This window comes from Rahnella sp. WP5 (genome assembly GCF_000745615.1).
Lineage (GTDB): Bacteria > Pseudomonadota > Gammaproteobacteria > Enterobacterales > Enterobacteriaceae > Rahnella > Rahnella aceris.
Map to the genome: position 1 here is coordinate 88,177 of NZ_JQJR01000006.1, position 19,396 is coordinate 107,572.

Sequence of the window (19,396 nt, forward strand, 5' to 3'; positions counted from 1 at the left end):
CGTGTCTCTTTCTATTTCTGAATGGACGATGGCTAATGAGATTGAATGCTCGCACCTGACAGCGAGCAATTCTTCATTTCCGCGTCATACTCACGACGAATATGTCATCAGTGCCAATCTGACCGGTACGGAAGAAATCTGGCTGCACGGCAAAACCGAACTTGTGCGCGGCGGCGATATCACGATTTACAACCCGGCCACCGTTCAGTCGTCGCTGTTCGGTAACGACAAGGTCGAATTTCTCAGCGTGCATATTCCGCAGGCTTTACTGCGTCAGGTGTCGGTCGATCACAATCTTCGTTCCGATCACTGCGCGCCGGTGTTAACCGAAGGCGTGCTGAGTAATCCCGCGCTGTTTTCGGCACTGTGCCATTACAAACGCACGCTGAATGACGACGATCAGGAACAAAATTTGTTGTGGCTGCTGGGGGCATTGCTGGAAGAACCCGCCAGAGAGCAGGAACAGTCTTTGCGGCCGATTACGCTGGCGCTCGATTTTATGCGCGACCATCTGACCCGCAAAATCCATCTCGATACGCTGGCGCAAATCAGCGGACTGAGCAAGTTTCACTTTGTCCGCCTGTTCCGCCAGCACATCGGCATGCCGCCGCTGCAATACCATATGCAACTGCGTTTGCTCGAGGCCAGAAATCAGCTGCGTAAAAATAATAATGCGCTGGATGTGGCGATAGGGCTGGGCTTTTATGATCAAAGCCATTTCATCAATACGTTCCGTAAGATGATGGGGATCACTCCCCATCTTTATTCGCAGTCACTTCACGCATCGCAGGTGCTTATACCAAGATGAACTCCCGATAACCGCTGATCACCACATACAGCGCAAAGTAAGAGAAGATCGCCGCTGAGGCCACATAAGAATATTTCAGCATTTTGGTGCCCAGCATTTTTCCGCCAAGGCTGCCGACGGAACAGATCACCATCGTCCAGAACACGCCTGCAATAAAGAAGCCGCCCAGGAACCACGAGGCATTCGCCGTGCTTCCCTGCCCCATGCGGGAGATCAGCGCCCCGCCGACGGCGGCAAACCACAGAATAGCGGTGGGTGAAGACATCGCCAGTACGATGCCGCGACCAAAATTCCGAATAACAGAACGTGGCTGCGCGCCGTCACCGGCGCTCAGATCCTCCGCAGGCGCGAGTGCGGCGCGGATCATTTTGTAGGTAAACCACATCAGCATCAGTGAACCGCCGACCCACAGCACCCAGCGCACACTCTGGTATTGCAGCAAAATGGTCATCCCGGCCAGCGCCAGCACCGCGTAAATTAAGTCGCCGATGCAGGTGCCGATGCCCAGCCAGAATCCATGAAAATACCCCCGCTGCATCGCCAGCGTCATCATGGCGATATTAGCAATCCCAATGTCCAGACACAGCGACAGGCTGAGTAAAAATCCATTTGAAAACGGCATCATAACGGGACTCTCTTAATTAACTGGTTGTATTCAATCATGTCATTGGTTGTACCAAGGCGCGCCATCAGGATTTCGACATCTTCCGGATTAGTGTGCGGACAATGTTGCAGCATGAACGCCTGCGCACGCTCCGCATCGCCCCCCAGCAGCGCTTCGCTCATCAGGCGGGTCAGATCGGCCATTTGCGGGTAAAACAGCGCCGGATGGAAATCAAGCGTCTCCGCCGACAGCTCAATGCAACCGTGTTCGCGCAGATAGTTGAACTGGATCCAGGCCGCGCCAGCATCCGGATAACTTGACGGGCCGCGGCGCAGATAGCGCAACATTTCGAGGAAATAGATCCGCGCCAGCACGGTCCGGTCGAGCTGCAAACCGGTGGCCACCTGCGGCGTGAGGCACATCAGTAAACCAAACTGATCGGCCAGCGCTTCCTGCACTATCATCGATCCCCAGCGATCAATTTTGCTGAGTTTCGGAAAGACGTTCTCGTTACGCACCAGAGAATGCCCGAGGTCGTGCCCGCGGAACCAGGCAATCAGATAACGCTGGCACACATCACTGTCTGGCAGCATGTCTTCGGCCCAGCCCATTTTGGCGGCTTCGGTACGTGAAAACAGCTCGAACAATTGCTGATACGTATTGGCAAACACCACCGTGCGTTTGACCGGCGAATACTTCAGCCCCTCGTCTTCCGGGAAGAAATAGGCAAAATGTTTGGGATAGGTATTGGCTTCACCGGCAATGCCAAAGAGGTTGATAATTTTGTATGCGCAGCCCGGCATCGCCAGTAAATCGGCGGCGATTTCCTTTTGCAGATACAGTAAGCTTTCCGGAAACAGGCTGTCCATCACGTCGGAAACTTCCTGCAAAACCGGGGCAGGTTCACCAAACCACGACGAATAAAAACTCTGTTTGGATTTCCCCACCCAGGTAGACGTGTTACCGATGCCCAGCACCAGTTGCTGTTCCTTCAGGCCAGCAATTTGCGGTAATACCGTTTTTCCGCAACTGTCATCTGCCAGCATTTCCGCCCGTAAAAACAGTCCGCGCCGGGTATCGGGATCATCAAACAGCGGCGCTAAACGGAAACACTGAATCGACATCTCTTCACGCAGGGCATCCAGCAAACGGCTTTCACAGGCCGCTTCCAGCTGGTTGATGGCTTCGGTCAGACGCAGGCAATAATGAATCGTTTGCAAAGCTTTAGGACTTAAATTTTCCGGGGCATCCAGATCCATCATGGATACCTGATATGCCGGGGCGACTGGCCAAAATGATGTCGTAAACATAGTTTCAAACCCTTGAGCGCAATGGAGAGAAGCTACTTAAACACTCCCCTGCGGCGGGGTATTGGAAGAAATTGCGCATAAGTCTGCACGCCGGATATTGCCCCCGGCGACTACAGTTAATCTATCCCCGTTTCTTTTACCAGGTGCCTGACATCATGAGTTTCTCTCTGCGCCATTATCTGCACGTTCGTGGCCGTTTACTGATTTCTATTGTTGCTGGTCTGATTTGCTTCTTCGCGCTTCCCCCGCATCTGGGAATTTTGCAGCGGCTGATGATTGGCTGGAATGTGCTGGCATGGATGTATCTGTTTTTTCTGTGGTTTCGCATGCTTCGCACCGAAGCGAAGGATATCCCGCACATCGCTAAAACGCAGGATGAAAGCGCCAGTCTGGTGCTGACGCTGGTCACGCTCACCTGCCTGGTGAGCATTCTGGCGATCCTGATGGAACTCGGCTCGCTTAAAGTGCTGACGGGAAGCGCAAAAACCCTGCATATCTTGCTGACCGCGACTACGCTGATTGCCTCGTGGGCGTTGCTGCCGACCTCTTTCGCCATGCATTACGCGCATCATCACTATCTGCGGCAGACAAAAGACATCACGCCGATGATCTTCCCGGAAAAGCCTGAGCAGCCCGGCTACTGGGATTTTCTCTATTTCTCCTTCACCATCGCCGTCGCCTCACAAACCGCCGACGTCGCGACCGGCACCACCGATATGCGCCAGATTGCCCTGTTGCAGTCGGTCATTTCCTTTGTCTTTAATCTGGCGATTTTAGGGTTGTCCATTAACGTCGGGGCGGGATTACTGAGTTAACACCGGGTTGAAGTAATGCGCTGTCATTGGGAGGATTTCCCGCAGAGTTCACTGTAAGTCAGAAAAGGTTTAATTTAGACTTCTATACGTCTAAAAGTTAGTGTAGGTTTTCACAATAAATTCCCATTCTGGTTACGTTTAAGGAACTCCATTTATGCGCACTCCGTTTGTAGCTGTGACTCTCCTTGCCGCCACACTGTTTTCTGCTGCCTCGTTTGCCGGTGCGACGCTGGATCGCGTGACCCAAACCGGTGTGCTGCGCAATGCGATCGTTAACGATTACCCGCCGTTTGGTTTTATTGATGATAATAACCAGCTGGCCGGTTTTGACGTGGATGTGGCGAAAGCGGTGGCGCAGCGCATGGGCGTAAAACTTGAAATCATCGCACCGGGTTGGGAAACGATTGTCGGCGGCAAATGGCAGGGTCGCTGGGATACCTGTATCTGCTCGATGACGCCAAACACCGAGCGCGCCAAAGTACTGGATTTTCCGACGCCGTATTACAACTCTCCGGCGGTCTTAGTGGTCAATAAGAAAGACGACCGCATTAAATCGGCGGCCGATCTGAGCAATAAAAAGATTGGCGTCGGCATTGGTTCGACCTACGAAACCTATCTGCAAAAAACGCTGGTGATCCCGGGCAGCAAACCCATCACATTCCCGTTCGATAACGTACACGTGATCCCAAGCGACGAAGAAGTGGCGTTCCAGAATCTGGCGCTCGGGCCGGGTGTGCGCCTCGACGGCGTGGTGTCAGATTTAGCCACCGCGAATGCCCGCATCAAACGTGCGCCGGTGTTTAAAATTGTCACCGAGCTTTATGCTGAACCGAACTGGGTAGCCACCGACAAAGGTGACGCCGAATGGGACAAGAAAGTGGCCGATACCATCAAATCGCTGCGCGACGATGGCACGCTGGCGAAAATCTCTCAGCACTGGCTGGGTGAAGATATTACCCACGAGGTACCGTAATGCCACAAATCCCGGACAGCCAGCCGAAAGTGGAAACGCCGGAGCGCTGGCACCACGCACATGCGTTTAAATTTAAAACCGGGCTGACGTGGCTGATTTTGCTCAGCCTGCTGCTCGGCGCGTTCAGCAAAATGGGGCTGGACTGGAGCCTGATTGGGCAGAAATTGCCGTTCCTGCTTGGCCTGCGCCTGTCGCCGGACGGCTTTATTCAGGGTGCGGCGCTGACCATTATGATCACCGCCTGCTCGATGTTTTTCTGTCTGCTGATTGGCCTGATTACCGCGCTCGGCCGGATGTCTGAAAATGCGCTGGCGTTTGGTTGCGCGACGTTTTACGCCTCGCTGTTTCGCGGCACGCCGCTGCTGGTGCAGGTGCTGATTATCTATCTGGCGCTGCCGCAGGTGGGAATTGTGCTCGGGGCGCTCAGCTCGGGCATTATCGCTCTGTCGATGAACTACGGCGCGTATCTGGCGGAAACTATCCGCAGCGGCGTGCTCTCGGTGCCGCGCGGTCAGCAGGAAGCCGCGCTGGCGCTCGGCGTGTCACGCTGGACGGTGGCCGTTCACGTCACCGCGCCGCAGGCACTGCGCATCATTATCCCACCCGCCGGGTCGATGTTTATTTCGATGCTGAAAGATTCGTCTCTGGTGTCACTGATGGGTCTGTGGGAGCTGAATTTTCTGGCGCAATCCTACGGGCGCAGCACCTACCGTTATATGGAAATGCTGGCGACTGCGGCGGCAATATACTGGATTATGTCGATCGTGCTGGAACTGCTGCAAAGCCGCCTTGAGCGCCGTTTTGCACAAGGCCACCGCCGCTAAACTTTTTATTTTCAAATGCTCTGACTTCTTATCGCAGGTATATCATGGCTTTTCCTGAAGATTTCCGTTTAATCAGCTATCTCTCGCGCCTCGAACACGCTGTGCGTTTTCCGCTGTCCTCTTCCTATCCTGAATCGATGAGCCTGGATACGTTATTTGAACTGGCAGGGAAAGAGCACCGCGCGCCGTTCATGCAGACCATGCTGGATTATCCGCCACTGCGCGGAACGCCGGAACTGCTCGACGCCATCGCCTCGACCTATAAAAATGTCACCGCGCAGGACGTCATCAGTTTTGCCGGTGCCGACGAAGCGATTTACGCCAGTTTTCAGATGTTGCTCAAATCCGGCGATCACGCCGTGGTGATCACCCCAAATTATCAGTCGCTGGAAAGCGTGCCGTTATCGCTGTGTGACGTCACCGGCGTGGCGCTTGATGAAAATAACGACTGGGCGCTGGATACCGGCAAAGTCCGCGACGCGCTGCGCGCCAATACCAAAGTGCTGGTGATTAACTTTCCGCACAATCCGACCGGCGCGCTGATTAGCCGTCAGCAACTCGACGAACTGATCGTGTTATGCCGCGATCGCGGGATCTGGATTTTCTCGGACGAAGTGTACCGGCTGACAGAGTTTGATCCGGCAGACCGGCTGCCGCAACTGGCGGATATTTACGAACGTGGCATTTCGCTGAACGTGACCTCAAAAGCTTACGGATTACCGGGGCTGCGCATCGGCTGGGTGGCCTGTCAGGATAAAGCGTGGATGCGGGAACTCGAGCGCATGAAGCAGTATCTGTCGATCTGTAATTCCATGCCCGGTGAGTTTCTCACCACGGTGGCACTCAATGCCCGCGCACCGATCCTTGAACGGGTGATGGAACGCTCGCGCCGCCAGCTCGTAACACTGACTCAATTTCTGGCGCAATACCCGCACCTGTTCAGGCTCAGCGTGCCGAAAGCCGGTGTGCTGGCGTTCCCACGTTTTACCGGTGAGCAAGGCGCAGAAGCCTTTGCCACACAACTGGTGGAAGAAGCCGGTGTGATGGTGATCCCTTCTGTCGCCTACGCATCAGAACTGAACAGGGTGTCTGAAGATTTCCTGCGCATAGGTTTTGGTCGCGAAAATCTTGATGAAGCCCTGGGCGAAACGGGGAGATGGCTGGACAAACGCGGCCAGTAAGGATGAAAAAAATGGGCGCGGAAATCGCACCCATTTTAGTTTTCCCCGATGAACGGAAACCGGACTTGCCATTGATTTGTTAATGACTTACACGTTACTTACAGGCTTTGATCTCTTTCCACTGTGACCATTCGCCAGTGAACGACGGGTTACCTGGCTCATTGTTCTGAGTCCAGTAATTCGCGAGATACTCCTTACCTTTCCAGTTAACACTTTCTCCGCCGTTATACACTTTACCGGCATCCCAGTTGTCAGCGCAGCCGGTGCTGGTGCCTTCATCAGGGATCGGCAATACCTTCGGTGTGACCGTCAGCACGTAGGTGGCCACACTGCTTTTCTTCCCGTCGGACACGGTGAGGGTAAAGTTGAAGCTTTGCTTAGTGGTGACCACGGGTGCGACAAAACTCAGCGATTCACGATCGTTACCGGCGAGGGTGGACCCGTTCGGCAGCAACCAGCTGTAGGTCAGTTTATCGCCGTCAGCGTCGGTAGATTCTGCTGCATTGAGCGTCACATTCGCCTGGCTTTCCACATCACCAATCGGACCTGAGAGTTTTGCCACCGGCGTGGAATTGCCGTCAGCCGGGGCTGGTGTCGGTTCCGGTGTTGGTGCTGGCGTCGGTTCAGGAGCAGGTGTCACCGCTTCTTCTTTACCGGCATCATCGACCACTTTCACGTTAAAGAAGTGCTGGACGCAGCGTTTGTAATCGCCCTCTTTGAACGCGGAGAACGGTGTCTGATAACCGACCAGCTGACAGGAATACGTCAGGCCAGTTGGCGTTTCTGATGACCATCCCCAGTCCTGTTCCCAGTACTGCGGCAGCGCACCGGCTCCACCTTCATCAAACTGTTTCATGTTTTTACAGCCCAGCACTTCATTAGCCGGAACCGGCACTTTCAGGTATTCCGCTTCGCTTTTGTAGTAGGAGATACGGTTCAGGCCCTGCGCGATTTCCTGCGAGCCACCGCACTCAACACCGCCATTGATGATCTGAATAGTCACGCCGAATCCCGGCACCAGACCGTTGGCTTTGTCACGATCGTTCGGCTGCCAGGTGCCGTCGATCACATGCAGCATACTCGGCTTCGGTGCCTGCGGCGTGACGTAGAAGAACACCGCACTGGCAAGGTTCAGCCAGGTATCAGCCACCAGCTCCGGTTTATCAAGCAGGGTTCTGACCGTGCCGAACATCGCATCGGAGAACGGGCCGTAGTTATAGTTATAAGAAAGTTGTTTGGCACCGCGACCGAAGTAGCTGACAAAATCGCCGTCGGCATCTTTGCCGCAAGGCCAGGTTTGTCCCTGCCAGACATTCGGATTACATTCGCCGTTATAGCCGCCTTTCTGCCCTTCTTTCCAGCCCATTTCTCGCAGATAGACCAGCCCCTGACGCCATTCGGCTTCCGGGCGCCAGCTCTCGTGGCCGCCGGTTTCCTGTGCGAAGTGTGCAAACATGGTGGCAAGGCCTTTACGGCAAATGGCATCCGAATCGCGTCCGTCGGTATACGTTCCGCACACGGCCGGGAACTTGCCGATGGCCTGCAGGAATTTGGTGTAGGTATAGCTCGGGTCACGCAGCGGGAAAATGTGTTCCCACTTATCACCGCCCAGAATGCTGTCCACCCGCTTCACGTTAGCCGGGTTATCGCTGCGGCCGGGGGCGATTTTATCGACGGAAGCATTATCCAGTGTGCGGATAGACGCCTTAACCTCCTGCATCAGCGGGTTTTGAGTCAGGCTGTTTTCTTTTTTAATCAGATCACTTTCTTTGATGACATAGGGATCCGACGTATCGGCTGCCATTGCCGGAGCAACACAGGCCATCAGACAGGAGAGTGTAATAAGATTCAAAAGGTATTTATCTTTAGTTCTGCGCATAAGGACAACCTTATATAAATAGTCGAAGTTAAATGCTGAAAATTATTTCTGCATAACATTAACCGGTCAGAGTTTCTGTACTGCCCCCTGCCCTGTCAGTCAAAAGGCTAATCGCATAAGCGCATACAGGCTAATAAAAACAAAGCCATAAACATCATAAAAAACGGATGATATTTATCAAAAACCACTTATAAATTTATTCGAAGAACAATAAAAAATGCGGACTGATCACCCGGAATCAGTCCACATACTTATGAACAAACTTTGAATACTTAGTGAATAAAGTTGTTTACCGTTGGGCCAGTGTAAAAGTTCCCGCCAATTTCTTCACCCGGTCCCCTACCAGAATTAATAGTGGCCCGCCTAACACACCGCCTATACCGAAGGTCATCAGGATCATGTTAAAACCCATATCCCTTTCGATGAAAACGATGCTTAGCAGGAAACCTGTGAAACACGACACAACGATTTGCGTAAAACATTTATAAACATCCTCCACAGTGGGCTTACTTTTGCAGCGCATGATAAATCGCACCAGGCCACCCCAGGATGACATAACTAATATAGAAACTAATAACTCAAATTATATAAACACAACTTCGTTAGCATGAAGACTGATCATGACGAAAAACCTCATAGATTAACTAATAAAGATTGAGATAACTGCGACAATGATAATCCGCCATCATCAAAGCAATAATCACTTCAGCTCAATAATTAATTTTAACAATCCGGCGCTGATTTTTTATTAAAAAAATCATTAAAAAATAAACAAACACTCTCTTAAATCACGTTAACTGCATTTCTTGCCACATCCTTCATATTGATTCCGCGCTTTTCAGCTGTGACATCACCAGATGAACATAGCGTCGCTTACTGCTGTTTGAAAGGTAATTCATGTAGACCGGGGAGTCCTTTATTGAAATTTCTTTAGGTAGATCAAAGCACTTTAACTTGCAATGCCGCTCCCTGATAAAGTAATCCGCCAGCACCCTGGGTAACACAGTGAGCATATCACTGCGTTCGAGCGCGCTGATGATACCGTTGATGGAAGAAGAGCGGTAAATGACTTTAACCAGACCCGCGTAAGGTGCGTTAATCGTCAACGTCGTGCCGAGAAGACCGGTAAAATCATTATAAATACCGTCGTTATAGACAGCGTGAGGTAATGCGTAGTAATGCATTAACGCCAGTTCTCTCTGGTTGGACAATAAACTGCTAGCACCGCACAGGATAACAAACTCATCCATGGCATCAATTTTTATTGAGGTGATTTTCTCATGATTTAGAGCATGATGCGAAATAACAACATCGATATTTGCCTGTAACAAACTCCTTACCATTTCATCACTCTTAATATTCGTTGAATTAGAAAATTCGACCTTTACTGACTTTCCACTTTCGTTCTTATACATCCGGTTAAAATAATAGTCCTCCAGAACATCCGGACACATTACCCGCAATATGGCACTCGATGGCCCTTCGGTTCTTGAGGACTGTAAAACATCTTCAATAATCGTAATGGCGTTGACAAAAGAATCATGGATATCCAGCGCAGTGGCGGTGGGTTTCAGACCCGTAGCCGTGCGGTAAAACAGTTCTTCACCCAGATGTCGTCTGAGCTTATTTATCGATAAGCTTACTGCGGAAGGTGTAAGATTCAAATTTTCTGCTGCTTTTGAAATATTCCCAGAAACAATCACTTCATTCATTATCTTGATAAGATTGTAATCAAAGTTAATTGTACTTGACTCGTTCATTATTTACTCTCCAGATAAAGGGGGCGTTTGCTTCGAAATAAATAATACAGCTCTTTATGCATTCAGTTTTCATAAAAATCCACCTTTAATATTGTGAAGCGTTTTGAGTTGCGTACGTATTAATCACATATCCCGAGCATATTTAAAGCGTTATCCGCCCCTTCATCCAGCCGTAAACAAACGACTCATTCGCACTACGCCCTTCTGCCAACTCCAGGTAACGTTGCCCCTGACTGCAATTAATAGAAGTGATTAACACGCCCGCTCCTTCGGTGCCACGCTTCTCAATGAACTGTGTTAACGCCTTTAGCGTACCGGGGCCGATTTTGCCGTCCACGACGATATCACCATAATATGCTTCACCGTGATTAAATACATTCAGCCAGCGCTGCAACCAACGGATACCCACTGCCGGTCCCATGTTGGTGCCGGTGTCGCACAGTTCCAGCGCCAGACCTGGCGCAATGGCATACACTTTGTCGAATCCCGGCTGATACCAGTAATTCTTTTCAAGGATCAGATAAGCATCTTCTTTCGTGAAATCGGTCATTTTTCCGGTATAGCCATAACTGCGGGCCGTTTTTTCGGTGATACCCCAATGCGTCGGGCCACCGGTATCATTCGGGTGGTCTACATAGCCACCTTCGTTTTTCAGTACGGAATTAATCACAGGGTTGGTAAACATAAGGTCTTCCTCCGGACAACAGTTAAAGTTGAAACGTCAGAAACAACGCGGTACCGAGCAACAGTACCGACACCAAAAAACCAAACATCAGTATCCACGGTCTGAGGTTCTTAACCGGTGATACCTTCTCTTCCATGACTTCCACAGTGGCCGAGGTACTGACACGAATGCCTGATTTCGGCACAGTAATGAAGAATTCATCCAGCCCGGCAAATTTAAGATCACGACGGATTAAATAAAGGGTCTGGGTCAAACTGGCATCGCTGGTGAATTTACTGCGGCTTCCCCATAACGCGACAGAGATGGCCTCTTTTTCGATCACTTCATCTTTTGCATGTTCAATAATATAACTCAGGCAACGTGCTCTCATTGAGGTCAGTTTAATATTCACATCACTGTGAAGTTTTTTAAACTCCTTGGTTTTTTCATTAAAGACATATTCGCCATTTATAAGATATACAGCCATCATCCTCTCCCCTCCATTATTTCAGCCATTTGTAGCTGCCCCTTAATCTTTGCTGATGATTAAGCGTATCTGTTTTTATTATTTTCACCACAGGCAATAGGATTAATATTAAGTATTTTAGTTAAGATGTGACTGAATCAAAAAAAACGGGGGGATATTAAGTAAAACTCAAAAACCACTTAATTGTCACTCAACATGCAGAAAGCATTCAACAAGCTGAAAATCAATGCTTTTTATGATTAATTTGTGATATGTCTTTTTATCATCAACGTGATTATTGATGACGATAAAACCCGCTAAATTTCGCCGTTCAAAAAACAACCATAAATTTTATATTAGTCAATTTTATTTATATCTCAATATGATTTGTCGGTTTTTATTTCCGGATCGAATATATCCACCAGCAGCAACCGGCTGTTTATGTACTCATTCAAAATTTAGGAAAACACTATGTCTACCAGCAAAATCATTAAGACCGATGAGTTAACCCAATCCTCTTATACTCTGGACGGTTTTAATCCAGCCACAGAAACTGAAAATTACAGCTATACGTCGGCACGTGTGACGAAACCGGTTTATAACAAATACAATACGGCGAATAAGCCAAAAGTATTTGGCTATTACACCGACTGGTCACAATATGATGGCCGTCTGCAGAATTCGCAGGCTGGCAAAGAAGCCCGTGGCCGTGGTTTTGACCTCGCAAACATTCCACCGACTGCTTACGACAAAATCATCTTTGGTTTCGTTGGGATTGTTGGTGACCAGGGTGAAAAAGCCAATACCGTGGCCAATGCCGCACAACAACTGGGTAAAACCACCCATCAGGCGACGTTCCTGGATCCGTGGGGTGACTTTGGCTCCTCCGTCAATAACAACCTGGACAATCCGGGCTGGGTGGAACTTTCTCCGGCCACCGCGACGCAAGCCAATGTAAAAGGTCTGGTCGGTGGCTTACGTGACCTGCAAAAACGCGCCAAAGCAGTGGGTCATGATCTGGTGCTTTCGATGAGTATTGGTGGCTGGACGTTGAGTAACGGCTTCCACAATATGGCAAAAACCGCAGAAGGTCGTACCATCTTCGCGAAAAGTATTGCCAGTCTGTTCACCCGTTTCCCGATGTTCAGCGAAGTGGATATCGACTGGGAATACCCGGGCAACACCGGGAATAACAACCCGTATGATGATAATGATGGCGCGAACTATGCGCTGCTGATTGCTGAAATCACCAAACAGATGGCCGCCATCAAACGTTCTGATGTAAAAATCAGTATTGCCAGCTCCGCCGTGGTCACTATTTTGGAAAAATCCAACGTTCCGGCCCTGCTTGAAGCCGGTCTGTACGGCGTTAACCTGATGACCTATGACTTTTTCGGTACGCCGTGGGCAGAAAAATTGTCGCATCACACCAATTTACATGCATTGGTTGAAGGCGGCTGGGGCATTGACACCATCATTAACTATCTGCTGTCGAAAGGGTTCCCGGCTGACCGCATGAATGTCGGCTATGCGGCCTATTCCCGTAACGCGCAAAATGCGGTACTGGAAAGCTATTCTCCTTTAGAAGGTACCTATACTCCTGTTGAAGGTAAAACCACTGTCGGTACATTCGAAAGCGGTACCACCGAATGGTACGACATGGTGAATAACTACCTGGATCTGGAAAATCAGTCAGGACGCAATGGCTTCCAGGTGTATACCGATCAGGTCGCTGATGCTGATTATCTTTATAACAAAGACACCGGCATTTTCATGTCCATTGATACCCCACGTACCGTGCGTGAAAAAGGCCGTTATGTGGTTGAAAAAGGACTGGGCGCACTGTTCACCTGGACTATCGATCAGGACAACGGTCTGCTGGTCAATGCGGCACGCGAAGGTCTGGGTTGTACTATCCAGAATCAGGTTATCGATATGGCGCCTTTCTACTTTGAAGGTGTCAATATCGACGGTCAGGTTCCGGAAGATGAAGTCCCTTCAGAAACCAATACTGCGCCTACCGGTGATATTGCCCTGCAGGTGTTCAGCGGTGCCAAAGTGCGTCTGAGCGCGGCAGGTTCTGCCGATAAAGACAACGATAAACTCACCTACAAATGGACTGCACCAGCCGCCATCGCACTGTCCTCGTACGATGCGGCCTCCGCAGACTTCACCGCACCAGAGCTGGTCAGTAAATCTGACTTCAACTTCACACTGGTAGTCACCGATGAACACGGTGAAAAATCGGTATCGAAAAGCATCGTGGTAACAGTGCTGGGTAACGCAGCCGTTGAGCCAGAGCCAACACCGGAACCGACACCGGAGCCAACGCCAGAACCTACGCCAGAACCTACGCCTGTGCCAACGCCTGTGCCAACGCCTGTGCCAACGCCTGTGCCAACGCCTGTGCCAACGCCTGTGCCAACGCCAGAACCTACACCAACGCCTTCTCCGGCGGGCAAATATGCCACCTGGGATGCCAGCAAAGTGTACAACACCGGCGACAAAGTCAGCCTGAACGGTAAAGACTACCAGGCCAACTACTGGACGCAGGGCAATCAGCCGGGCAAAGCCGAATTTACCGGCGAATGGTCACAGTGGAAGCAAATCTGATCTCTTGGTGACATGTTCTGATGCGCGTTAAAAATTCTCACGGGGCCTTGTGCCCCGTTTTTTTATGCGGTTGTGATATCTCCCAGGACCTGTTTTTCGGTCAGAAAATCAATAAACACCCGCACTTTTGGCAGCATATGGCGGCTGCTCGGCCAGACCACCGAAAACTTCCCGCCTTCTTTAAGATACGCAGGCAGTACCGAAATAAGCTCACCGGATTCAAGATATGGCCGCACGATGAATTCCGGCACATACGCCAGTCCCAGTCCCTGTATCGTCGCCTGTAAAATCGACTCCAGATTGTTACTGCTCAGTGCCAGCGGCAGTTCCGGCGGTGTCACGCTGGTCATCTCCCATTCCTGCCATTGTCCGTTGCCCGGAAAGCGGTAGCGCAAACAAGCGTGCTGATAAAGGTCGTCAGGCGTAAGCGGCGCAGGATGTCCGGCGAAATAATGTGGCGCGCCGACAATCGCAAAACGAAACGGCCCGAGGCGGCGCGACATCATCTGCGAACTGTTCAGTTCCCCGCTGCGGATGGCGATATCAAATCCTTCATCAATGACATCCACCATGCGATCACTGAAATCCAGATCCAGCTCGACATCGGGATAACGCTGACGGAATTCCGGCAAATGCGGCAGCAGTATGCGATAGCCGATGGCCGGCGCGGTGATGCGTAATTTGCCGCGCGGCACAGCAGAGATCCTTACCAGTTCCTGCTCTGCCTCTTCCAGTTGCGAAACAATATGCTGGCAGCGTTCAAAAAATAGCTGGCCCTCATCGGTCAGGCTGATACGCCGCGTACTGCGGTTGAAGAGTCGCACACTGAGTTTTTCCTCAAGGCGCGCCACGCTTTTCCCCACCGCCGAGGCCGAAATGCCCATGCGCTCCGCTGCTGCGGCAAAACTCTGACTTTGGGCAGCGCGAACAAAGGCCAGCAGGCCGTTGAGATTTTCCATTTTCACTCCTGTTTATTCGAGCGATTTAGTCCGTAATTCTCGGACTTACAGCCTGTTTCCGCCATATTCAAGACAATTTATCATCACTGTTATACCCCAATATCAGGAAAGCGAACAATGACCTCATCTTCATCAGGCAGCCTGCAGGTGCTATTTACCGTGTGTCTGGCGGCGGTAATTTTGCCGCTCAATTTTGTCAGCGGTGCGGTGGCAACACCCGCCATTGCCCGTGAACTTGGCGGCAGCGCCCAGGCACTGAGCTGGATCACCAATTCGTTCATGCTCACATTCGGCTGTTTTCTGATGGCGGCCGGGGCGCTGGCCGATGAACTGGGGCGCAAAAAAGTGTTCGTCAGCGGCGTTTCGCTGTTTGCGCTGTTGTCGTTACTCCAGGCTTTCAGCAGCAGTTTGCTGTGGATTGATTTACTGCGCGCCGCACAGGGTATTGCTGCTGCCGGTGCGCTGGCCGGTGGTGCGGCTGCTCTGGCGCAGGAATTCGATGGCGCAGCGCGTACCCGGGCTTTCAGCCTGATGGGCAGCAGTTTTGGCGTCGGACTGGCCTTCGGCCCCTTTCTCGCGGGCGTGCTTATCGCAAACTTCGGCTGGCGTTCGGTGTTTTTCTCCGCGACGGTGATTGCCGTTCTTTCCCTGATAACGGGCGCCGGAAAAATGCGTGAAACGCGGAATCCGCAGGCAACCGGCATCGACTGGCCGGGGACGCTGTCCTTTACCGCCATGCTGGCATTGCTGACCTGGGCGCTGATGGAAATTCCACAGTCTGGTCTGCACAGTACACGGGTACTTTCCCTGCTGGGAGGCGCGGCGCTGTTGCTGGCGGTATTTGTGGTTGTTGAGCTGCGGGTGAAAAACCCGATGCTGGATTTATCCCTGTTCCGTTATATCCGTTTTATCGGTGTGCAGGCACTTCCGCTGGCGACGGGTTTCTGTTTCGTGGTGCTGCTGGTGGTGTTGCCGATGCTGTTTATCGGGGTCTCCGGACTGAGCGAAGAACGCGCCGGGCTGATGATGATGGCACTTTCTGTCCCGATGCTGATTGTGCCACTGCTGGCCGCGTGGCTGACGCGCTGGATTTCGGCAGGCGTGTTGTGCACATCAGGTTTGGTGATTGCCGCCGCCGGTTTGGGCTGGCTCAGTCAGGCGGTGCTGGCGCAGGATGTCACTGGCATGATTGCGCCGATGGTGGTTGTCGGCATCGGTACCGGTTTGCCATGGGGGCTGATGGATGGATTGTCGGTGAGCGTGGTGCCGAAAGAACGGGCGGGCATGGCAACCGGCATTTTCAGCACCACACGCGTGGCCGGAGAAGGCATCTCGCTGGCGATTGTCGGCGCTATTCTGTCGATGTTAACGCACAACGCACTGGCGGCCCGCTTTACCGGCGATGCGATCAGTCCGGAGGCCATCAGCCAGGCGGCGCAACGGCTGGCGACCGGTAATCTTACCGTGGCACAACAGCTTATTACACAAGCCAGTACGGCGCAGCTTCAGCAGCTTTATGCCGTCTCATTGCATCCCTTACTGTTGTGTCTGATGGCGATTACGCTGTTCTCTGCGCTGCTGGTGTTGCTGGCGCTGCGCGGTAAACATCAGTAGCACTGTTAACCAATCGCGGGAAGAAACCCATGTCCATACAAAAATAAATGTTAAACGCCCTCATCTTTTTGTTTAGGTAACACAATAATTAACCAATAAAAATCAATATAAACAGGATTAAAATTTTATAATTTGTAATTTATAGAATTTTTATCCTTATTGACAAAAATAATGAAAAGAGTCCCTTAAGGTAAATTTATTAACTTATATTTAACCATGACTGCGTTTTTCATCATGCACATAAGGTCAGGGCTCCGCTCCGTTGTGAAGGGAAAACATAATACCCGGCCTGCACGCTGTTTATTACCGGCTTTTCTTGCCGTTTTTTGCGTTAACTATTAACCACCAGAGGATTTCCACATGCAACGCCGTTGCATGAATACACATCCGTGTAAGTTATTTTGGGAGTCATCATGGGCGAAAAAAAATCATTATTACTGGCCGTGCTTTCTGCGGCGACGCTGACTTTAGTCGCAGGTGCACAGGCCGCCGGTACCTTAACAGGCCAGGTAGGCGTTCAGCTCACCATCAGCACAGGTTGTACTGTCGGTAACGGCACATCAACGGGGGGAACCAACCAGTGGGGTACGCTGAATTTTGGTAACTACGCGGATCTGACCAGCGTTATTAACGGGACCGTATTCGGCGCTGACGGCACCGGTGCCGTCACCATCGCCTGTAGCACAGGACTGACCCCAACGCTGTCACTGAACGGCGGACTGGCGGCAACCGGCGGGCTGCGTTCCATGACATCCAGCGGCAACAGTATTCCTTACCGCCTCTATTCCGATACCGCACGTACCACCGAAATCGCGATTAATACGCCAATTACGCTCACCACAGGGACCACGGCGCAAAATATCCCGATTTACGGTCGTGTGCTGCCTGCTGACCAGACCAGCACCACGCCGGCGGCAGGAACCTATAACGATACCGTTGTTGCCACTCTTTCCTGGTAAGCGTTTTTCCCTCAGCGCCGGGTCCGGCTCTGACTGGCTTTCGGTTCAAGGAAGGAAAAATCATGGACATCAAGGTACTGCGGCTACTGCCTGCCACCCTGCTGGTGTCGGTGCAGTTGCACATTCCGCTGAGTCAGGCGGCAACAATAGGCATCAGTGCCACGTTGCTGCCCGCCTGTGAAGCGGGAACCACGACGTCCGGCAGCACCCGTTTCGGTACGCTGAATTTTGGCAATTATGCGTCGCTCACCAGCGCGGTGAATGCTACCAGCACACAACTGGCGGGTTCGATCCGCGTAAAATGTGTGAGCGGGCTGACCTACAAAATTGTCATGGATGGCGGCAGCAGCGGTGTGGTTACCGCCCGCAGAATGGTCAATACCACCAACAGCGCCGAGACGTTGCAGTACAACCTTTACACCTCGGCGGCACGCACCACCGTGTGGGACAACACCACCGGCGTCAGCGGCACCGGTAACGGCGCGGATCAGTGGAGCACGGTCTATGGCCGCGTTCCGGCACAGACCACGCCTGCCGCCGGTGTTTATCAGGATACGGTGAATGTCACCGTATCCTGGTAGAGGTGACGATGCCTGCCAGCCTGCGTTTTCCGCCCGTGTTATTACCGATGATGTTATTGCTGCTGATATTGTGCAGTTCAGCGCGTGCCGCCACGGCAACCACGACGTTTACCGTTTCGGCGACCCTCACCAATGGCTGCGTATTTGGCAGCTCGCTTGCCAGCCCGATCTCCAGTCTCGGCACCCTCAACTTCGGCTCCCTGTCGGACATCGCCAGCAACGTCGATATTGTCAGCAGCGCGGGCGCAGGTTCCGTGGTCGTCACCTGCACGCCGGGTACCTCCGTCAGTATTGCCATGGATTACGGCACTCACGGCGGCACCGCCACACGTCGCTATATGCAAAACACCACCAATACCGATCTGCTGGGCTACCAGCTTTTCCGCGATGCCGCCCGCAGTCTGGTCTGGGGCAATGGCGCGCTGGTGATGTCCATCCCCAGTTTTCCGGATACCTCGCAAACCTACCCGGTTTATGCACGTTTATACGCTGTGACCCCTCTGCCTTCCGCCGGGACGTATACCGATACCGTCACTGTTACGTTAACTTATTGAATCATCAGGATATAAAAATATGAAGACACTGTTTCTACGCCTTTTCACCACCGCCGCATTGCTCGGTGCCTTTCTGTCTTGCGTGAATGCACAGGCTGCCAGTTCGGTGCTGGTCTGGCCGGTCTATCAGATTATTGAATCCGATCAGAACGGATCTGCCCTGTGGCTGGAAAACCGTGGCGCGGAACCGGTGTCCTTGCAGGTGCGCGTACTGGCCTGGAAGCAGGAGAATTTTAACGAGAAGTATGCCGATCAGACCAACGTGGTCGCCAGCCCGCCATTTGCTACCGTGCCACCGGGACAGCGTCAGTTGATCCGCCTGATCCGCAATATCCCGGTTCCGGCCAATACCGAGCAGGCGTATCGCATCATTATTGATGAAATCCCTTCTCCGCTGAACGATTCCGCGCAGGGGAAGGACAAAGCGGTCGTCGGTCTGCAATTGCAGATGCGTTATTTACTGCCGCTGTTTATGGATGGCGGCAATTTGTGGACCAACGATCGTGCGGATATCAAACGCGACCCTTCCACGGCGACGCGCCCGATCCTCAACTGGCGTACGGTGTCCGAGGGCGGGAAAACCTATTTGCAGGTGGGTAATACCGGCCTCGTCCATGCGCGCCTGAGTAACGTTTTCTGGTCGGCGACGGGTAACCAGAAACAAGGCGTAAAAACCATGGTGGGCGGCTTTATGGGTTATGTATTGCCGGGACAACAAATGCGCTGGCCGGTGCCCGCAGGTGTGACGCCAGGGGCGCAACTCAATGCGCAGATTGCCGATAACACCCAACCGATTGTCATTCCACGCGGCCAGTAACAGCAGGAGCCGCAA

The 19,396-nt window shown here is 52.0% G+C and carries 19 protein-coding genes; 11 read left to right on the forward strand and 8 right to left on the reverse strand.

Going from position 1 to position 19,396, the window contains the following annotated elements:
- Position 1 precedes the first annotated feature (1 nt).
- Entirely contained in the window at positions 2-808 is an 807-nt protein-coding gene (locus tag EX31_RS03030) for a helix-turn-helix transcriptional regulator (RefSeq protein WP_013576899.1), read from the forward strand.
- Here EX31_RS03030 and EX31_RS03035 read toward each other — a convergent pair.
- Both EX31_RS03035 and EX31_RS03040 read right to left on the reverse strand, forming a co-directional pair.
- Entirely contained in the window at positions 795-1,433 is a 639-nt protein-coding gene (locus EX31_RS03035; RefSeq protein ID WP_037033336.1) for a LysE family translocator, read from the reverse strand. The genes EX31_RS03030 and EX31_RS03035 overlap by 14 nt on opposite strands.
- Positions 1,430-2,722 carry a hypothetical protein gene (locus EX31_RS03040; protein ID WP_037033341.1) on the reverse strand — a complete coding sequence of 431 codons (1,293 nt, stop codon included), beginning with the start codon at positions 2,720-2,722 and terminating at the stop codon, positions 1,430-1,432. The genes EX31_RS03035 and EX31_RS03040 overlap by 4 nt, the downstream gene beginning before the upstream one ends.
- Before the next feature lie 155 nt (positions 2,723-2,877).
- On the opposite strand from EX31_RS03040, the gene EX31_RS03045 reads away from it, so the two are divergent.
- The 4 genes from EX31_RS03045 (at position 2,878) to EX31_RS03060 (ending at position 6,515) form a co-directional block, all read left to right on the forward strand.
- A complete protein-coding gene (locus EX31_RS03045; protein WP_037033343.1) occupies positions 2,878-3,537 on the forward strand; it encodes a DUF1345 domain-containing protein in 660 nt (219 codons plus the stop codon).
- Positions 3,538-3,691: 154 nt separating this feature from the next.
- Positions 3,692-4,510 carry a transporter substrate-binding domain-containing protein gene (locus EX31_RS03050; protein ID WP_015690384.1) on the forward strand — a complete coding sequence of 273 codons (819 nt, stop codon included), beginning with the start codon at positions 3,692-3,694 and terminating at the stop codon, positions 4,508-4,510.
- Positions 4,510-5,334, forward strand: a complete 825-nt coding sequence (locus tag EX31_RS03055) for an amino acid ABC transporter permease (RefSeq protein ID WP_037033345.1) — start codon at positions 4,510-4,512, stop codon at positions 5,332-5,334. The genes EX31_RS03050 and EX31_RS03055 overlap by 1 nt, the downstream gene beginning before the upstream one ends.
- 44 nt (positions 5,335-5,378) lie before the next feature.
- Positions 5,379-6,515, forward strand: a complete 1,137-nt coding sequence (locus EX31_RS03060) for an aminotransferase class I/II-fold pyridoxal phosphate-dependent enzyme (RefSeq protein WP_037033346.1) — start codon at positions 5,379-5,381, stop codon at positions 6,513-6,515.
- Positions 6,516-6,609: 94 nt separating this feature from the next.
- Here the strand turns inward: EX31_RS03060 and EX31_RS03065 are convergent, their stop codons facing one another.
- The 5 genes from EX31_RS03065 to EX31_RS03085 all read right to left on the reverse strand — a co-directional run bounded on the left by EX31_RS03065 (position 6,610) and on the right by EX31_RS03085 (position 11,305).
- Entirely contained in the window at positions 6,610-8,394 is a 1,785-nt protein-coding gene (locus EX31_RS03065; RefSeq protein ID WP_037033347.1) for a chitinase, read from the reverse strand.
- 289 nt (positions 8,395-8,683) lie between these two features.
- A complete protein-coding gene (locus tag EX31_RS03070) occupies positions 8,684-8,950 on the reverse strand; it encodes a phage holin family protein (protein ID WP_037033348.1) in 267 nt (88 codons plus the stop codon).
- Between the two features lie 262 nt (positions 8,951-9,212).
- Positions 9,213-10,154 carry a LysR family transcriptional regulator gene (locus EX31_RS03075; RefSeq protein WP_037033349.1) on the reverse strand — a complete coding sequence of 314 codons (942 nt, stop codon included), beginning with the start codon at positions 10,152-10,154 and terminating at the stop codon, positions 9,213-9,215.
- Positions 10,155-10,296: 142 nt separating this feature from the next.
- Positions 10,297-10,839, reverse strand: coding sequence for a glycoside hydrolase family 108 protein (locus tag EX31_RS03080; RefSeq protein WP_015690389.1), 543 nt, complete (start codon positions 10,837-10,839; stop codon positions 10,297-10,299).
- A gap of 22 nt (positions 10,840-10,861) precedes the next feature.
- Positions 10,862-11,305: a winged helix-turn-helix domain-containing protein gene (locus EX31_RS03085; protein ID WP_037033565.1), complete on the reverse strand. Its 444-nt coding sequence runs from the start codon at positions 11,303-11,305 to the stop codon at positions 10,862-10,864.
- Positions 11,306-11,755: 450 nt separating this feature from the next.
- Between EX31_RS03085 and EX31_RS03090 the strand changes: the two genes are divergently transcribed.
- Positions 11,756-13,897, forward strand: coding sequence for a glycoside hydrolase family 18 protein (locus EX31_RS03090; RefSeq protein WP_037033350.1), 2,142 nt, complete (start codon positions 11,756-11,758; stop codon positions 13,895-13,897).
- A gap of 62 nt (positions 13,898-13,959) precedes the next feature.
- Here the strand turns inward: EX31_RS03090 and EX31_RS03095 are convergent, their stop codons facing one another.
- Complete coding sequence (locus tag EX31_RS03095) at positions 13,960-14,856, reverse strand: LysR substrate-binding domain-containing protein (protein ID WP_037033351.1); 897 nt, start codon at positions 14,854-14,856, stop codon at positions 13,960-13,962.
- A gap of 117 nt (positions 14,857-14,973) precedes the next feature.
- On the opposite strand from EX31_RS03095, the gene EX31_RS03100 reads away from it, so the two are divergent.
- The 5 genes from EX31_RS03100 to EX31_RS03120 all read left to right on the forward strand — a co-directional run bounded on the left by EX31_RS03100 (position 14,974) and on the right by EX31_RS03120 (position 19,381).
- Positions 14,974-16,470 (forward strand): MFS transporter, encoded by a 1,497-nt coding sequence (locus EX31_RS03100; protein ID WP_037033352.1) that lies wholly within the window; start codon positions 14,974-14,976, stop codon positions 16,468-16,470.
- Between the two features lie 413 nt (positions 16,471-16,883).
- On the forward strand, positions 16,884-17,429 hold the full coding sequence (locus EX31_RS03105) for a Csu type fimbrial protein (protein WP_013576914.1): 546 nt from the start codon (positions 16,884-16,886) through the stop codon (positions 17,427-17,429).
- Positions 17,430-17,491: 62 nt separating this feature from the next.
- Complete coding sequence (locus EX31_RS03110) at positions 17,492-18,010, forward strand: Csu type fimbrial protein (protein WP_037033353.1); 519 nt, start codon at positions 17,492-17,494, stop codon at positions 18,008-18,010.
- Positions 18,011-18,018: 8 nt separating this feature from the next.
- Positions 18,019-18,564 (forward strand): Csu type fimbrial protein, encoded by a 546-nt coding sequence (locus tag EX31_RS03115; protein WP_037033567.1) that lies wholly within the window; start codon positions 18,019-18,021, stop codon positions 18,562-18,564.
- 19 nt (positions 18,565-18,583) lie between these two features.
- Complete coding sequence (locus EX31_RS03120) at positions 18,584-19,381, forward strand: fimbrial biogenesis chaperone (RefSeq protein ID WP_037033354.1); 798 nt, start codon at positions 18,584-18,586, stop codon at positions 19,379-19,381.
- The last annotated feature ends 15 nt before the right edge of the window (positions 19,382-19,396 follow it).

Bases quoted from the DNA above. Each gene is read 5' to 3' on its own strand.
- EX31_RS03110 (WP_037033353.1), top strand. From the start codon at position 17,492: ATGGACATCAAGGTACTGCGGCTACTGCCTGCCACCCTGCTGGTGTCG.
- EX31_RS03060 (WP_037033346.1), top strand. From the start codon at position 5,379: ATGGCTTTTCCTGAAGATTTCCGTTTAATCAGCTATCTCTCGCGCCTC.
- EX31_RS03085 (WP_037033565.1), bottom strand. From the start codon at position 11,305: ATGGCTGTATATCTTATAAATGGCGAATATGTCTTTAATGAAAAAACC.
- EX31_RS03050 (WP_015690384.1), top strand. From the start codon at position 3,692: ATGCGCACTCCGTTTGTAGCTGTGACTCTCCTTGCCGCCACACTGTTT.
- EX31_RS03070 (WP_037033348.1), bottom strand. From the start codon at position 8,950: ATGTCATCCTGGGGTGGCCTGGTGCGATTTATCATGCGCTGCAAAAGT.
- EX31_RS03090 (WP_037033350.1), top strand. From the start codon at position 11,756: ATGTCTACCAGCAAAATCATTAAGACCGATGAGTTAACCCAATCCTCT.
- EX31_RS03115 (WP_037033567.1), top strand. From the start codon at position 18,019: ATGCCTGCCAGCCTGCGTTTTCCGCCCGTGTTATTACCGATGATGTTA.
- EX31_RS03035 (WP_037033336.1), bottom strand. From the start codon at position 1,433: ATGATGCCGTTTTCAAATGGATTTTTACTCAGCCTGTCGCTGTGTCTG.
- EX31_RS03105 (WP_013576914.1), top strand. From the start codon at position 16,884: ATGGGCGAAAAAAAATCATTATTACTGGCCGTGCTTTCTGCGGCGACG.
- EX31_RS03080 (WP_015690389.1), bottom strand. From the start codon at position 10,839: ATGTTTACCAACCCTGTGATTAATTCCGTACTGAAAAACGAAGGTGGC.
- EX31_RS03095 (WP_037033351.1), bottom strand. From the start codon at position 14,856: ATGGAAAATCTCAACGGCCTGCTGGCCTTTGTTCGCGCTGCCCAAAGT.
- EX31_RS03075 (WP_037033349.1), bottom strand. From the start codon at position 10,154: ATGAACGAGTCAAGTACAATTAACTTTGATTACAATCTTATCAAGATA.
- EX31_RS03040 (WP_037033341.1), bottom strand. From the start codon at position 2,722: ATGTTTACGACATCATTTTGGCCAGTCGCCCCGGCATATCAGGTATCC.
- EX31_RS03100 (WP_037033352.1), top strand. From the start codon at position 14,974: ATGACCTCATCTTCATCAGGCAGCCTGCAGGTGCTATTTACCGTGTGT.
- EX31_RS03055 (WP_037033345.1), top strand. From the start codon at position 4,510: ATGCCACAAATCCCGGACAGCCAGCCGAAAGTGGAAACGCCGGAGCGC.
- EX31_RS03120 (WP_037033354.1), top strand. From the start codon at position 18,584: ATGAAGACACTGTTTCTACGCCTTTTCACCACCGCCGCATTGCTCGGT.
- EX31_RS03045 (WP_037033343.1), top strand. From the start codon at position 2,878: ATGAGTTTCTCTCTGCGCCATTATCTGCACGTTCGTGGCCGTTTACTG.
- EX31_RS03065 (WP_037033347.1), bottom strand. From the start codon at position 8,394: ATGCGCAGAACTAAAGATAAATACCTTTTGAATCTTATTACACTCTCC.